Below are 14,542 nucleotides of genomic sequence, written 5' to 3'. Positions count from 1 at the left end.
ACCGGGGAATACATCCCTGACGTGCACGGCGCGTCGTGTTACGCTGACCGCATTTCAGCTTCCCTTTGACACGGTGATTTCCATGAAGAAGGCGCGGCGCGCACTGCTCGGCAGATCCCTGAAGCCGGTCCGGATTGCCTGCATCAACTACGCAGAGGAGATGATGAGCGACCGGATGATGGCGCGGCTCACGGCCGCGCTCCAGAAGTGCTACGACGAGCATTTCTTACCGGTCTGGGGCTATCCGGTCGATCTCGACGTCACCCGCAAGCCGAAGCCCACCGACTGGCAACTGGTCTATTTCGACGATGCCACCCACAAGAACTTCCTTGGCCGGCACGAGCTGACGCATCGCGGACAGCCGATTTCGAAGATTTTCCTCAAGGCGCTGGGCGAGGACGATCCGGTCAGCCTGGCGGCCTCGCACGAGCTGTTCGAGATGGTGCTCGATCCCATGGCCAATCTGTGGGCCGACAAGACCCGGCACACCCAATATGCCTATGAGGTCTGCGATGCCGTCGAGGAAGAGGCCTTCCTCGTCAACGGCTTTCCGATGTCGAACTTCGTCTATCCGTCCTGGTTCGAGCCGTTCAAGCACCCGCGCGGCACCAGGTTCGACCACATGGGGTCGCTGAAGGCCCCGTTCTCCATGACCGAGGGCGGCTACGTCATCAAGAAGGTCAACGGCAGGAGGGTGGTCAAGCAGTTCGGTTCGCCCGAGAAGCGGCGTCGGTTTGCCAAGGAGGACCGGCGCGGCCATCGCAGCGAATTCCGCGATCCGCAAGGCGAGCATCACGCCGGCCGGCGCGCAGCCAAGCCGCGAGGGTAGGGTATCGCTGGAGTCCCCGGGCGCGTCTGCACCCGGAGACTCCGAGCGCTGCGATCAGCGCTTGGCCTTCTTGGCCTTCTTTTTCGACTTGGCAGCTTTCTTGGCAGCCTTCTTTGCAGATTTCTTGGTCGCCTTTTTCGCGGACTTCTTGGCTGCCTTCTTCGACGACTTCTTTGCAGCTTTCTTCGAAGACTTCTTGGCGGCTTTCTTCTTCGCAGCCTTCTTCGGCGTGACCTTCTTTGCGACCTTCTTGGCGGCTTTCTTCACCTTCTTGACGGCAATGACAGCGGCGTCCTTGGTTGCTTCCACGGCGGTGGTGATCGTCTCCATCGCTTGTTCGGTGATCGGCTTATCGTCGTCCATATCGTCCCCCACGGTTTGTATGGAGCGATGACGATAGCGCGTTTCATAATTGTGTCAAAGCAACGCTCAACCTTTGCGGATCTTTGTGTAGGCGGCGAGCGCGCGCTCGCGTCCCCTGGCGTGATCGACGATCGGCAGCGGATAGGTCTTGCCGAGCGTGACGCCGGCGCTTGCAAGCTCGATCGGCGCTGCCTGCCAGGGTTGGTGGATCAGCTTGGCCGGCACGTCCTTCAGCTCCGGCACCCAGCGCCGGACATAGGTTCCATCGGGGTCGAACTTCTCGCCCTGAAGCGTTGGATTGAACACCCGGAAATACGGCGCAGCGTCGGCGCCGCAGCCGGCGACCCACTGCCAATTCGCGGGATTACTGCCGGCATCCGCATCGACCAGCGTGTCCCAGAACCAGCTTTCGCCATCGCGCCAGTCGATCAGGAGATGCTTGACCAGGAAGGAGGCGACGACCATCCGTACCCGGTTATGCATCACGCCGGTGTGCCAGAGCTCGCGCAGGCCGGCATCGACGATGGGATAGCCCGTGAGGCCGCGTTGCCAGGCGGTGAGGGCTCTCTTGTCGTCCTTCCAGGGGAAGTCGTCGAAATTGGCTTGCAGGTTTTTGGTGGCAAGGTCGGGGTGATCGTGGAGGAGGTGGCGGCAGAACTCGCGCCAGCCGAGCTCGCTCAGGAACTTCTCGACGCCGGACCCGATCGCGGGATTCTCCGCCGCGGCGAAGCGCGCGGCGTGCCAGACTTGGCGCGGGCTGAGCTCGCCGAATCTCAGGTGAGGCGACAGGCCTGACGTGCCTTCGCGATCCGGGCGGTCGCGATCGCCGACATAGAAGCGCGCGGCGTGCTTGAGGAAGTTGCGGAGGCGCGCGCGGGCGGCGGCCTCGCCCGGCGTCCGACGCTCGCGCAGACCACCCGCCCAATCCGGCTTGGTCGGCTCGAGTTTCCAGCTCTCCAGCGCGTCGCTGGCGAGCTTCGGACCCGGGCGCAGTTCCTTCGGTGCGGGCAATGGTTTGGGCGGATCGCCGAGCGATAGGACTCGCCGCCAGAACGGCGTGAACACGCGCAGGCCCCGGCCTTCCTTGTTGCGGATCGTCGAGGGCGGCACCAGCAGGTCGCCGGGGAAACTTCGCGACTCCACGCCGAGCTTCGTCAGCGCCGCTTCGAGCCGCCTCTCAACCGCCTGATGCGCCGCCTGTGCGATCGCGTTCCAGTAGACGGCCACGGCAGTGCTCTCGCGCGCCACTTCACTGATGACCTTGGCCGCCGGCCCCTTGCGCAGGATCAGCGATCCCCCGCGCGTGGCGATGTCGGCGCCGAGAGCCCGCAGTGACTGCGCCAGCCACCAGCGCACGGCGCCGCCCGGCGCACGCCCGGCCCCGTCATCCAGCACGTAGAGGCAGATCACCGGCGCGCCTGATTTCGCGGCGGCGTGGAGGGCAGGGTGGTCGGAGAGGCGGAGGTCGTCGCGGAACCAGACGATGATGGGCGGCGCACTTGGCGTGGTCAGGGGTATCCCTCGTTTACAATTTGGTAAGCATCCCGCCCACAGGGGCTGTGAACCATTATTAATAGGACCGTAAGCCGATTGCACGAATATGCAGGAATTACGGGGGTCATTCCATTCATGTCCAACCTTCCAACGGCGAAGTTCCTGCCGCAATTCAAGCTGGGTACCAAGGCCGTCCTGTGCGCGGTGCTGCTGATCGCCGTGAATACGGCGCTCGTGGTCGGCGCCGGCTACTGGTCGCTCACCTCTGCTTTCAACGATCGCGCCCTCCGCGAGATCGAGGCCAATCTGCGCACGCTGGCGCTGGCCTTTGCCGAGGTCGTGCCCGACGCGAAGATCACGATGCGGGATGGCGCGCTTGCGCGCGCCGAGATTCCCCGGATGCCCGATTTCAAGGATCACGCCATCGTCGATCGGGCGGTGTCCTATGTCGGGGGCAATGCGACCCTGTTCGTGTTCGACGATGCGAGCGGGCAGTTCGTGCGGCGCTCGACCAACGTGAAGAAGGAGAATGGCGACCGCGCCGTCGGCACCCAGCTTGCCGCCGACCATCCCGGGCAGGCCGTCCTGCGCCGCGGCGAGGCCTACAAGGGTCCAGCCACGCTGTTCGGCAAGTCCTTCATGACCGCCTATTTCCCGGTCGTCGATGCAGCGGGCAAGGTCGTCGGCATCCTCTATGTCGGCATCCCGATGGCGCAATTCGAGAGCATGCTGACCCAGGCGATCGAGAGCATGGCCATTGCGGCCGGCATTGCCGCGCTGCTGGTTCTGGTCCTCACACTGCTGGTCGTCCGCCGCGTCACCAAGCCGCTCACCTCGGTCACGCGCTCGCTCACGGCGCTCGCCAACGGCCAGGGCGACGTCGCGATCGAATGCGAGGATCGCGCCGACGAGATCGGCGAGATCGCCCGCACGGTCGCCGTGTTCAAGAGCAATTCGCTGGAGCGGGCCCGCATGCGCAGCGAGCAGGCGGAGGCTTCGGCTGCCGCGGCCGAGCAGCGCAAGGCGGAGCTGCGCAACTTCGTCGAGGAGTTCCGCGGCAGCGTCGGCGGCATCCTCGACAAGGTGCTGAGCTCCTCCGGCGAGTTCGAGCGGGTGGCGCGGCAATTGACCGATACGGCACGTTCCACCGCCGATCTGTCGGCGCAGTCGGCCGGCGCCTCCGAGAGCGCCTCCGAGCACGTCCGTTCGGCCGCCTCGGCCTCCGACGAGCTGTCCCAGTCGATCTCGGAGATCACCCGCCGGGTGCAGGAATCCAACGAGATCTCCGCCGAAGCGGTGCGGCAGGCCGAAGCCACCGACCAGCGCATGGCGCAGCTTTCCGAGGCGGGCGCGCGCATCGGCGACGTCGTCAAGCTGATCACCTCGATCGCCGAGCAGACCAACCTGCTGGCGCTGAATGCCACCATCGAGGCCGCACGTGCCGGCGATGCGGGTCGCGGCTTCGCGGTGGTGGCCCAGGAGGTCAAGACGCTTGCCGGTCAGACCGCCAAGGCGACCGACGAGATCTCGAACCAGATCGAGAGCATGCAGCTTGCGACCGAGGAATCGGTCGCCGCCATCAAGGCGATCAGCCAGACCATCGAGCGCATCAGCGGCATCGCCGGCTCGATCTCGAGCGCGGTCGAGCAGCAGAGGAGCGCCACCCACAACATCGCGGCCAGCGTTCGCGCTGCGGCCTCGGGCACCGCCGATGTTGCCGTGAACGTCCGCCACGCCGCCAAGGGCGCGAGCGAGACGGGCGAGACCTCGAGCCGGATGTTTGCCTCCGCCCAGGCGCTCTCAGGCGAGAGCCTGCACCTGAAGGCCGAGGTCGACGGTTTCCTGGACCGCGTGCACGCGGCGTGAGTCAGGCCCCAATGCGCCATGGCGCATTGGGGAGTCTAGCGGTTGCTATCCGCAACCGCCAATAATCACTTCGGCTGGGGCACGATGCGGATGTAGGGCTTCGGTTCCTTCCAGCCCTGGGGATAGATCGTCTTGGCTTCGTCGTTGGAGACGGAGCCCGCGATGATCACGTCCTCGCCCTGCGACCAGTCGGCCGGGGTCGCGACGCGGTGCTTGGCGGTGAGCTGGAGCGAGTCGATGACGCGCAGGATCTCCTGGAAGTTCCGGCCCGTGGTCATCGGATAGACCAGCACCAGCTTGATCTTCTTGTCCGGCCCGATGATGAAGACATTGCGGACGGTCTGGTTGTCGGCGGCGGTGCGGGTGAGGGGGTCGCCCGAGATCGCGGCCGGCAGCATGCCGTACAGCTTGGAGACGTTGTAATCGGTGTCACCGATCATCGGATAATTCGGAGCCGCGCCCTGCGTCTCCTTGATGTCCTCCGACCATTTCGCGTGGCGGTCGACCGGATCGACCGAGAGGCCCATCAGCTTGACGCCGCGCTTGTCGAATTCCGGCTTCAACTTGGCGAGAGCGCCGAGCTCGGTCGTACAAACCGGCGTGAAGTCCTTGGGGTGCGAGAACAGCAGTGCCCAGCTATTGCCGATCCAGTCGTGGAACTTGATCTTCCCTTCGGTGGTCTCGGCTTCGAAGTCGGGGGCGGTGGCGCCGATCGGAAGTGTCATGGTTCTACCTCATCTCATTGAAGTTACTTTGGAATTTGTCTGTGCCGTCGCGTTCAGTATAGGGTGTCGTCGAGTTCGAGTGAACCGCTTCAAGTAAAATGTGAATTCCTTGCCTGAAGGGCCCATCTCCTAGCACTTTTCTGTTACAGCGGCGCCTGCGGCGAAACATCTCCACCGCAGTCACACGGTCGCGATTGCCCCGATAAAGCCTTTTATGACCCGCATCACGCCCGCCCGGCGCTTCCTAGAACCAAAATGGTCCTGACAGCGACCAATTGGCAACCATCTAGAAAAGTCGCGATCCCCGTATCGAATCATTAACCACCCCTTTACGTCCGCATGAAAATGCTGGTCGATCAGAAGAAATCTGGAAGTGAACTATGTCTGCCGCTGCGCATCACTCTGTTGAGTCTCCGTCCCTCGAACCGTCCTGCCGCGATACCGCGGCCCATGCACTCTCCATCGTGCGCGACGGTGTGATCACGGGCGAAGGCCCGACCACCAAGGGCCGGGTCCATTTCTCCCGCTCGCTCGATGCCGATGACACCGCCTGGTGCACCCGTATCCTGACCGCCACCGCCGTCAACGACCAGCCGGTCAGCCGCACGGAAGCCGAGATCCTGTTCGAGATCAACGAAGCCGCGACCGAGCGCACCGATGGCGGCCGGTTCGACGATTTGTTGGCCAAGGCCGTTGCTCACTACGCCGCGAGCGCTTCGGGCCTGAAGGTGCCGCCGCGCAGCGTCGCGCTGGCGGCCGACACCGACATCGAGAGCTGGGCGCCGTCCTATGCCTCCAAGGTCAACAGCGAGATGCTGGAGTGGATCGCCGGTCAGATGCGCGGCAAGCGCCAGAACAACCGCCGCCTGATGGCGATGGTGGCGACCTTCCTGGGCGCCACCGCGCTGCCTCTGGCGGGCCAATTGCCGAACGTGTTCGACATCGGCATGTAGGATTTGGGTTCTTGAGATTGTCGCGCCTCTTGCGAGGCGCGACAGAAAGCGGCGGGGTTATTTCCCCGCCGTTTTTTGTTTGTCGGTGTCAGGCTCGAGGCCGAGCGTGCGGCCGGGGAAGCCGGCGGCGTCGAAATAGCGCTGGCTGCCGACGCGCTGGACGTTGAGCACCGTCTGAAGGCCGTTCTCGGACTTCTTCGACTTCTCGACCGCCTTGTACGCCTTCGGCACGATGCCGTTGGGCAGGGCCTCCGACATCACGCGGCCGACCAGGCCGCCGTTCTGCGAACCGCGCAGTCCGAGCAGCTGGGCGGCGGTCATGCCGACGTCGGCATTGCTGACCGGGATCTCGCTGACATAGCCGGCTTTGAAGTCGGGACCGATCGCGGCCATGAAGTTCATGGTGTCGCCGCGGCTGAAGCTGCCATGCATGCCCTGGCCCTGGCGCAGCACGGTGTCGGCGACCTGCACCGAGCAATTGGTCGGCGCCTCGCCGCAATCGCTGGCATAGGAACGGAAGTTGACGACGATCGTCGGCGTCGGCGTCGCCGACTTGCCGCGCAGATTGATGCTCGACAGCGGCAGCGTACCGGGGAAGCGGCCGAGCGAGTCATCGACGAACAGGCCGGAGACGTAGTCCTGCTCGAGCAGCGCCTTGACGGTCCTGGCCGCCAGCTTCTTGTCCTTGCTCGGCAGATAGATCAGGTCGGAGCCGCCGTTGGTGGCGACGACGAGGTCGGGCTTCTCAGGATCCTTGCCGAGCACGCCGTTGCCGGCCTTGGGATGCTTGTTGCCCTCGATCTTTGCATTCTTGTCGTTGGGGTCGAACAGCGGCAGGTCGAGCGTCTTGGCGAGATCGAGCGCCAGGAAGCCCATCGGCAGGAAGTCCTTCGGCGTGTCGTCATAGCTGACCTTGGCCGAGGGGCTGGTCTTGCTTTCCTTGGAGATGGTCGAGAAGCCGTGGTCGGCCTGGACCATGATGTTGGTGCTGGCGGAGAGGCCGAGCTCGTCCAAGGCCTTGCGGAGCTGGGCGAGGTTGTTGTCGGCGTTCTTGATGCTCGCCATCGTGCTCGGGCCGTTGATGCCCGGCTTGATCTGGTTGAGGCTGTCGCCCTGGTTATGCTGGGTGCCGTCAGGGTCGCGCGACCAGAACACCAGCACGAATGGCTTGTTGCGGGCCTTGAACATCGGCAGCACCACCTTGGTGGCGACGTCGGCGAAATAGGCCTGCTGCGCGACGTTGGCGACAACGGTGCCGGGTGTCTTGGCATCGCCCGCCTTGGAGTTGTCGCCGCGCGGCGGCGTGGCGAGGGGCAGGCCGGCCTTGGTCAGTGCGTCCTTCACCTCGTCCGACAATGCTACGGCGTTCTTGCCGCCGGTGGAATCGTCGAACACGACCGAATGCGGGCCGGGCTTTTCGAGCTTGTCGGTGTGGTCGAACTGGTAGGTGGGGCCGACCTTGCCGATCGCCGCGGTGCTCAGCCCCTTGTCGCGGGCCAGCTTCAGGATGGTGTCTTCGTTGAGATAGTCCTTGAAATGCTCGTCGATGTCGCCGAGCACGGCATCGTTCTCGATGAAGGGGACGACGGTGTCGCCGGCGGGGACGGAGGTGTAGTTGGTCCAGATCGTGTTGGAGAACACACCGGTGTCGCCGAGATAATGGCCGGTCGACATCGCCGAGCCGTTGGCCATGGTGAAGGTCGGGAAGAGCGAATGCGGGTTCTTGAAGTTGACGCCCTTGTCGCGAACCTCGGCCATGGCCGGCGCGGTTTCCGGCGTCACCTTGAGTGCGCGCAGCCCGTCCGGAATGAAGAGGATCAGGTTACGGGGCGTATTGTTCTGGGCGGAAGCAAATCCGGTGGACAGCACGGTCAGTCCCGCTGACAGCAACACCAGTGAACGGCGCATCAAAATCTCCTGACGGTGAGGCGGCTCGGCCGCGACCGCGGCCCCCGGCTATCGTTTAGTTTTGCTGTATGACGGTTTTGTTACAAGGGCGGAGAGGCGTGTAAAGAAGGGTGGGGAGCACGCGCAATGACGGTGTGTGGCGACGGCGCTCTGCAGAGCCGGGGCACGAGACCTCTGCTTATCGACAGGCATAGCTAATTATCCTCGCGGCGCGTTTCGCCCGAGCTTTGGCTTCGTCGCTCACCCTCATCGATGAAAGAGGGCGCAGGGAAGACCGGGAGCCCGCTGGCACCCGAGGTCCACTGTGCGAGGTTGTCGTGAGAAATCTGCACAGCGGCATACAGGTGTAGCCAGGACATCCCGGCCTTCCCTGCGCAGTGGTTGGAACGGCGTATGTCGTGCTCTCCCCGGGGAGCGATGCACTATTGCCCCCGTCGCCTTATCGGATGGCTGATGCGCGTGCCCGGTCGGGCCGCCACATCACCGCAAGACTTGGCGCACAGACCCCGGGCGCCAGGACGACACGATTTGGCCGTACGCCGATCACACCGGTCGTGTGCGCGAGACCTTTCGCTCACAGTTGCCTGCCCTACGAAATCCTTCGCGCCGATGTGACTGACGTCCACCGCCGTCCGGCCCGCGTTCGTGACGATCGCGATACGCCCCTCTTTCTTGGGCCGAAGTGTAAAATTTCTAACAAAATTCCGAATTCGAATAAAGAGAAATATTTTGATGCTGGTCCGTTGACCCCGGACTTGGGTGTTTCGCCCGACGCGGCGCAAGGGATTGTGGCGGGACGGTCAATCCGGCGCGGTCGGCACCCGCGTGTTCCGAGCGCGGACCGGCCCGACCGTCGTCGAATAACCGTCGCCATCGGCCAGATCGCGGCGGAGCGCTGGCGGCGCCGCGTGCAGGGCGAAGATGATCGCGATCTGTGTCCGGTTCTGGAGGCGATATTTGCGCATGATGTTGCCGATATGCGCCCGCACCGTGTTCTCCGAGATCTTGAGCTCGTAGGCGATGTTCTTGTTCTGCATGCCTCGCGCAATCAGCGTCATCAACTCACGCTCGCGCGGTGTCGGTGTAATCGAATCCTTCGAATCCGGGCTCATGACTGGTTCCTCCCTGGCTTTTGGTCGATTTGAACATCCCAGCATGTTCTCATTCCGTCTTGAGCGCCTCGATCGGGCTGAGCTTGGACGCCTTGTGGGCGGGATAAAAACCAAAGATGAGGCCGGTCGCGATCGAGAAGGCGAGCGCAAGGCCGATCGCCTGGCCGTCGATCGAGGTGATCCATCCCGCCATGCGGGCGACCGTCATCGACAGCGTGATGCCGCCGGCAACGCCGATGGCGCCGCCGAGCAGGCAGAGCACGAGCGCTTCGCAGAGGAACTGAAGGCGGATGTCCCGCATCCGTCCGCCGAGCGCGCGGCGGATGCCGATCTCCCGGGTGCGTTCGGTGACCGAGACGATCATGACGTTCATGATGCTGATGCCGCCGACGAGCAGCGACACCGAGGCGATGGCGACGAGCAGCAGCGCGACGGTGCGAATGGCGCCCTGCTGGGCCTCCATCGCAGCGGCCGGATCCTGGACCTTGAAGTCGTCCTCCTGGCCGGCGGGAATACGGTGGCGCTGCCGCAGCAGGCTTTCGATTTCCGATCGCGCCCCCGGCATCTGTCCGTCCGCGGCTACCTTGGCGATGATGTAGGCGACCGAATCCCGGTTGATGTTGCTCGCGCTGCCGAGGAAACGCAGCTTGGCCGTGGTGAGCGGCACGAAGGCGACGTCGTCCTGCGCCGGTCCCTTGCGATCGAGTACGCCGACCACTTCGAGCGGCACCTTCATGATCCTGATCTGCGCGCCGATCGGGTCGACGCCGGGCGCGAACAGCTCGCGTGCGACCGTGCTTCCGAGGATCACCACCTTGCCGGCGCCGGCCTCCTCGGTGCCGGAGAAATAGCGCCCGGTCGCAAGCTGCCAGTCGCGCACCATGAAGTGTCCGGTCGTCGTGCCGTTGATGGTCGTGTTCCAGTTCTTGCTTTCGTGGATGACCTGCGCCGTTCCGGCGATCGAGCCGGCCGCGGCCTGGACCTCCGGAATCTGCTCGAGGATGGCCTGCACGTCGCTCTCGGTCATCGTCAGCTTGCTGCCGTCCTTGAGACGCACGCCGCCCTGATAGACCGCGCCGGGCGTGATCATCAGCACGTTGGCACCGATCGAGCGGATCTGCTCCTGGAGGCGAAGCTGCGCGCCGGATCCGATCGCAAACACCGTTACGATGGAGGCGACGCCGATCACGATACCGAGCATGGTGAGGAAGCTGCGTAGCGGATTGAGGCGCAAGGCGTGCAGCGCGATCTGAAAGCCCTGGAGCATCGTCATGACGCCGTGCTCCGTTTCGGCAGGATCTGGTCCTGCGCCTCGTCGCCGACGAGCTCGCCGTCGTGCAGGCGGATGGTGCGCCGGCACTGGGTCGCGATGGCCGGATCATGCGTGATCATCACGATGGTCTGGCCGGTCCTGTTGAGCGCGGCGAACAGGGCCAGGATCTCGGTTCCGGTGCGGCTGTCGAGCGCGCCGGTCGGCTCGTCGGCGAGCACGATCAGCGGGGAGGCGATCAGCGCGCGTGCGATCGCGACGCGCTGCTGCTCGCCGCCCGAGAGCTGCCGCGGAAAGTGATGAGCCCGGTGCAGCATGCCGACGGCCTCAAGGCTCTGCTTGGCGCGCGCCAGCCGTTCCTTGCGACTGACGCCGCAATAGACCAATGGCAGCGCGACGTTCTCGATCGCATTGTGGCGGGCGAGCAAATTGTAGGACTGGAACACGAAGCCGATGCTGCGGGCGCGCAACGAGGACCGGCGATCTTCCGAGAGCGCGGCGACATTGGCCCCTTCGAGATAGACCGCGCCCTCGCTCGGAAGGTCGAGCAGCCCGATCATGTTCATCAGCGTCGACTTGCCCGAGCCTGACGGTCCCATCACCGCGACGATCTCGCCCTGCGTGATGGCGAAGCTGACATTGCGCACCGCAGTCACCGCTACACCGTCGGTGCGATAGGTCCTCGAGACCGACTGGAGGCTGATGAGGGGCGGGGACGCGGTCATGATCCGAACCTGATGCCGAGGAACTCCATGCCCGCCGGACGGATGGCCTGACCGACCGCGACCTGGCTGCCCTCGACGAGGTCTCCGCTCCTGAGCGCGACCTGCTCGGTGCCGGCCGCGCCGACCGTCACGGCAACGCGCTGGAGCGCGCCGCTTGCGGTGCGCACCCACACGCCGCTGCGCGCCGCGGCATCCGACCGCGTGCCGGAGGGCTGGAAGCGCAGCGCGGCAAGCGGCACTTTCAGCACGTCGTCCTGCCGCTCGATCACGATCTTCACCAGGGCGGTCATGCCGGGCAGCAGCGCGCCGTCGAGATTGGAGGTCGCCAGCACGACGGTGTAGGTGACGACGTGCTGCTGGTTCTGCGGCGCCTTGCGGACCTGTCGCACCACCGCCTCGAAGCGGCGGTCGGGATAGGCATCCACCGTGAAATGGGCGCGCTGGCCGGGGGCGATGCGCCCGATATCGGCCTCGTCGACCTGGGCGTGGATCTCCATGTCCTCGAGGCGGCGCGCAACCACGAAAGTGGTGCGCGATTCAAGCCCGACTGCAAGCGTCTGGCCCTCATTGACGAACCTGCCGACGATGACGCCGTCGATCGGCGACCGGATCACGGTGCGGTCGAGATCGGCCTGGGCCGCAGCGAGCACGGCCGCCTTCTCCGGGACCGCCATTCTCGCCTGTTGCAGCTCAGCCTCGATCCGGCGGACGTCGGCCTGCGCGCCATCCACGGAGTAGGCGTTGAGGGACATCATGATCTCGGCCTCGCGCTCCTGGGCGAGGCGCGCGGTAAATTCCGTCTGGGCGTCGTCGACCGTCGAGGTCGCCACCACGTTTTGCGACTGGAGCGCCAGCTTCCGCTGCAAGGTCTTCTGCGCCGAGCTCTTGACTGCCTGGGCGCTCTCGAGCTTGGCCGCAAGCACGTCGCGGCTGCCCCGGGCGTTCTGGAGATCGATCCTGGCGCGATCGAGCTTGGCGCGCGCGATGTCGACCAGGGAGCTGGCGACCGCGAGCGAGGCCCTTGCTTCGTCGACCTTGGCGGCGAAGCTGCGCGGATCGATCAAAGCGAGCGGCTGATCCTTGGTGACGGTGTCATTGAAATCGACATAGACGCGGGCGAGCTGCCCGGACAATTGGGACCCCACCTCGATCGTCTTGACCGGTTGCAGGGCGCCGGTGACCGTGACGGTCTGCTCGATGCTGCCGCGTTGAATCGCGGCGTAGCGGAACACGGGCGCATCCGATCCGAAGGTCGGCGCGTCCAGTCCGGAAGGCGCGAGGAACGTCCTCGTCGACTGATAGGCCCGAGCCGCGCCGTCTGCGGCGTGTCCGGCAGCTCTGGTGATGAGATCCGGCCCCGCACCGTAGATCGCGGCGAGGCCACACGCAGTTCCGAACAAGGCAATGACAGGTCCAAATCGCATATCAAAAGCCCGCCTCTTGAAAATGACTTTGCTGGCGGAAAGATCGTGTATCGCGCTATGGTTGTATTTCGTCGAAACAATCTCGAGATATTGGCTTTATGTCGCCGTTGCCGGGGGCGACGGACGGGCGCGGTTCGTGATCTAGTCGTAAAGTCCCCGCGGTGCTACTTTTCGTGATTTGCGCAGAGTGCATACCAGGCGTATTCCAAACAACGCGCGCGGTATCAAAACTCGATAGCCGACTGAACGTCCCGTCAGGTTTGCAGACGGTTGGCGTTCGATTGGCGTATGGGTCGCGACGCCATGACGCAGCGGACGATATCACAGCGGCAGCGCCGGACTGCTGCATTCTCCGGATGGCACCTCGCCATGACGCTGCCTGTGGCGGCGCCGCGTTCTTTCAATCACGAAGTCCGATATGTGAACGCCTTCACTCGTCTCCACGGGTTGTTGGCTCTAAGACGTGATATCTGCGGACCGATGAGAGTCTCTCGGTCATTGCGCATGCTTCCAAGCACCTTGTTATCGCTTGCAAGAACAATGGTTGGCTCGTTGCTGGATCATCGAGCGCCAAGGCCGGGAGCCTTTTGGAATGAGTTCAAATCAAGCCACAGTTTATGTCGTTGATGACGAAATCCAGATACGAAACGCGATTGGAAGCCTCTGCGAGGAGACGGGGCATCAAGTGAGATTGTTTGCTTCGACCGACGAATTCCTCGCGGAGACGCTCGCGAACGGTCCGTCCTGCTTGGTGCTCGACATCCGCTTTCCCGGCACCTCGCCGACCGGGCTCGAGCTTCAGCGCAGGCTGGCGGAAACGGGCGTGCCGATACCGATCGTCTTCATCAGCGGCCACTCGGACGTACGTGTCTCGGTCGAGGCCATGAAGCGCGGCGCGATCGAGTTTCTGCCAAAACCGTTCCGCGAGCAGGAGATCCTCGATGCGATCAGGCACGGGATCGAGCGTGATCGCAGGCGCCTTGAGCGCGAGGACGGCGTGCGCGAGGCGCGGCAGCGCATCGAGACGCTGACGGTGCGGGAGCGCGAGATCATGCTGCTGATGGCCGAAGGGCTCGTCGCCAAGCAGATCGCGGCAAAGCTCGGCGTCAGCGAGGTGACGGTGAAGGTCCATCGCGCGCGGATGATGCGAAAGCTGGAGCTGCGTTCGCCGATCGAGGTGGCGCGATTGATCGACAGCATGGGACTCCAGGCCGAGCGCTCCGCGTAGAACTAGATCTGCCGGGAGCGAGATTATCGCGCGACGTCTAGTCCGTATCGACTAGCATGAACTGCAGTCTATCGCACCAAGCACGATCGGTTCAGAGTCATCCCTACGATGTCGGCTCTTCCAAGACGGCATCAGAATCCAGTCAGACAACTTTGCCAGAAAGGGATACTCCATGCGTAAATTGTTTTTTGCTTCGGTTGCCGTGCTCGCTCTGTCTTCCGCCGCGCAGGCCGCCAACACTTCGACGACCGTGCAGGTCGGCGTCGTGAACTCCTCGAGCGTTTCGCAGCAGGGCCTCACCAACGATACGTCGTCGACGACCCAGGTCGGCATCCTGAACGGTGCGTCCACCATGCAGGGCACCAGCTCCCCCTCGCTCAACAACGCCAGCTCCGTGAACCAGATCGGCGTGCAGAACTCGGCGACCACGGGCCAGGTGGCCTTCGGCAACAACGGCAGCGGGATCACCCAGAATTCGTTCGGGCCCGCCGCGCTCCAGAACAACTCGGCCGCCGTCGGTCAGCTGAGCGGTTTCGGCGTCAACACGAGCACGGTCTCGCAGACCGCGCACTGAGCCAGCCTGTTGGCCGGACGCGTCGCAGTGCGGCGCGTCCGGACCATCTTCGAACAGCACCGCAATCGAGC

At 64.2% G+C, this 14,542-nt stretch carries 13 protein-coding genes; 5 read left to right on the top strand and 8 right to left on the bottom strand.

The window, feature by feature from the left end; all coding sequences use genetic code 11:
* Positions 1–82: 82 nt before the first annotated feature.
* Complete coding sequence (locus tag I3J27_RS22770; RefSeq protein ID WP_270160660.1) at positions 83–829, top strand: hypothetical protein; 747 nt, start codon at positions 83–85, stop codon at positions 827–829.
* A gap of 54 nt (positions 830–883) precedes the next feature.
* Here I3J27_RS22770 and I3J27_RS22765 read toward each other — a convergent pair whose 3' ends face one another.
* Positions 884–1,192: a histone gene (locus I3J27_RS22765; RefSeq protein WP_270160659.1), complete on the bottom strand. Its 309-nt coding sequence runs from the start codon at positions 1,190–1,192 to the stop codon at positions 884–886.
* A gap of 66 nt (positions 1,193–1,258) precedes the next feature.
* A complete protein-coding gene (locus I3J27_RS22760; RefSeq protein ID WP_270172866.1) occupies positions 1,259–2,704 on the bottom strand; it encodes a cryptochrome/photolyase family protein in 1,446 nt (481 codons plus the stop codon).
* 117 nt (positions 2,705–2,821) lie between these two features.
* On the opposite strand from I3J27_RS22760, the gene I3J27_RS22755 reads away from it, so the two are divergent.
* Positions 2,822–4,552: a methyl-accepting chemotaxis protein gene (locus tag I3J27_RS22755; protein ID WP_270160658.1), complete on the top strand. Its 1,731-nt coding sequence runs from the start codon at positions 2,822–2,824 to the stop codon at positions 4,550–4,552.
* A 65-nt stretch (positions 4,553–4,617) separates the two neighbouring features.
* Here the strand turns inward: I3J27_RS22755 and I3J27_RS22750 are convergent, their stop codons facing one another.
* The gene (locus I3J27_RS22750; RefSeq protein WP_270160657.1) at positions 4,618–5,277 is read right to left on the bottom strand and encodes a peroxiredoxin; all 660 of its coding nucleotides are present in this window, start codon (positions 5,275–5,277) and stop codon (positions 4,618–4,620) included.
* Positions 5,278–5,657: 380 nt separating this feature from the next.
* On the opposite strand from I3J27_RS22750, the gene I3J27_RS22745 reads away from it, so the two are divergent.
* Positions 5,658–6,230, top strand: coding sequence for a hypothetical protein (locus I3J27_RS22745; protein ID WP_270160656.1), 573 nt, complete (start codon positions 5,658–5,660; stop codon positions 6,228–6,230).
* A gap of 57 nt (positions 6,231–6,287) precedes the next feature.
* On the opposite strand, the gene I3J27_RS22740 is transcribed toward I3J27_RS22745, so the two are convergent.
* The 5 genes from I3J27_RS22740 to I3J27_RS22720 all read right to left on the bottom strand — a co-directional run bounded on the left by I3J27_RS22740 (position 6,288) and on the right by I3J27_RS22720 (position 12,669).
* The gene (locus tag I3J27_RS22740) at positions 6,288–8,138 is read right to left on the bottom strand and encodes an alkaline phosphatase family protein (protein ID WP_270160655.1); all 1,851 of its coding nucleotides are present in this window, start codon (positions 8,136–8,138) and stop codon (positions 6,288–6,290) included.
* A gap of 800 nt (positions 8,139–8,938) precedes the next feature.
* Positions 8,939–9,250, bottom strand: a complete 312-nt coding sequence (locus tag I3J27_RS22735; RefSeq protein ID WP_270160654.1) for a response regulator transcription factor — start codon at positions 9,248–9,250, stop codon at positions 8,939–8,941.
* A 49-nt stretch (positions 9,251–9,299) separates the two neighbouring features.
* Positions 9,300–10,523 (bottom strand): ABC transporter permease, encoded by a 1,224-nt coding sequence (locus I3J27_RS22730; protein WP_270160653.1) that lies wholly within the window; start codon positions 10,521–10,523, stop codon positions 9,300–9,302.
* Positions 10,520–11,245 (bottom strand): ABC transporter ATP-binding protein, encoded by a 726-nt coding sequence (locus tag I3J27_RS22725; RefSeq protein ID WP_270160652.1) that lies wholly within the window; start codon positions 11,243–11,245, stop codon positions 10,520–10,522. Before I3J27_RS22725 ends, I3J27_RS22730 begins: the two co-directional genes overlap by 4 nt.
* Positions 11,242–12,669, bottom strand: a complete 1,428-nt coding sequence (locus I3J27_RS22720; RefSeq protein WP_270160651.1) for an efflux RND transporter periplasmic adaptor subunit — start codon at positions 12,667–12,669, stop codon at positions 11,242–11,244. Before I3J27_RS22720 ends, I3J27_RS22725 begins: the two co-directional genes overlap by 4 nt.
* A gap of 592 nt (positions 12,670–13,261) precedes the next feature.
* Here I3J27_RS22720 and I3J27_RS22715 point away from each other — a divergent pair.
* Together I3J27_RS22715 and I3J27_RS22710 are read left to right on the top strand one after the other, a co-directional pair.
* Positions 13,262–13,897: a response regulator transcription factor gene (locus I3J27_RS22715; protein ID WP_270160650.1), complete on the top strand. Its 636-nt coding sequence runs from the start codon at positions 13,262–13,264 to the stop codon at positions 13,895–13,897.
* Positions 13,898–14,069: 172 nt separating this feature from the next.
* Positions 14,070–14,471 (top strand): curlin subunit CsgB, encoded by a 402-nt coding sequence (locus tag I3J27_RS22710; protein WP_270160649.1) that lies wholly within the window; start codon positions 14,070–14,072, stop codon positions 14,469–14,471.
* Positions 14,472–14,542: the final 71 nt, after the last annotated feature.

Source organism: Bradyrhizobium xenonodulans, from assembly GCF_027594865.1.
Lineage (GTDB): Bacteria > Pseudomonadota > Alphaproteobacteria > Rhizobiales > Xanthobacteraceae > Bradyrhizobium > Bradyrhizobium xenonodulans.
This window is presented reverse-complemented; position numbering and strand designations above follow the sequence as displayed.